The following is a 434-nucleotide window of genomic DNA, read 5'->3' as shown; positions in this document are numbered from 1 at the left end:
GTCCAGTTTGGTAGTTTTCAAGACGTTAAAAAGATTATTCAGTCTCGTCTTTTTTATCCTACTTTTATCACTGGTCTCTCTGGAAATGGTAAAACATTTTCTGTAGAACAGGCCTGTGCATCTCTTAAGAGAGAACTTATTCGTGTAAACATTACNATTGAAACAGATGAAGATGACCTCATTGGTGGATTCCGTTTACTCAACGGTCAAACNGTTTGGCATAATGGCCCGATCATCGAGGCCTTGGAGCGCGGCTCGATTCTATTGCTTGACGAAATTGACTTGGCTTCCAACAAGATTCTTTGCCTTCAATCAATCCTCGAAGGAAAAGGAGTCTTCCTCAAGAAGATTGGAAGATATGTAAAACCAGCGCCAGGATTCAATGTGATTGCAACTGCAAACACAAAGGGTAAAGGTTCTGAGGATGGTAGATT

The 434-nt window shown here is 41.0% G+C and carries 1 protein-coding gene; it reads left to right on the top strand.

Annotation, left to right across the window (positions count from 1 at the left end):
- Window positions 1-33 precede the first annotated feature (33 nt).
- A partial coding sequence (locus A3712_RS12600) for an AAA family ATPase (RefSeq protein ID WP_443083595.1) occupies window positions 34-434 on the top strand: 401 nt, incomplete at its 3' end.

This window comes from Vibrio sp. HI00D65 (assembly GCF_001635455.1).
In the GTDB taxonomy this organism is placed as follows: Bacteria; Pseudomonadota; Gammaproteobacteria; order Enterobacterales; family Vibrionaceae; genus Vibrio.
Note: the sequence above shows the minus strand (reverse complement) of the source record. Positions and strands in the feature narration are given on the sequence as shown.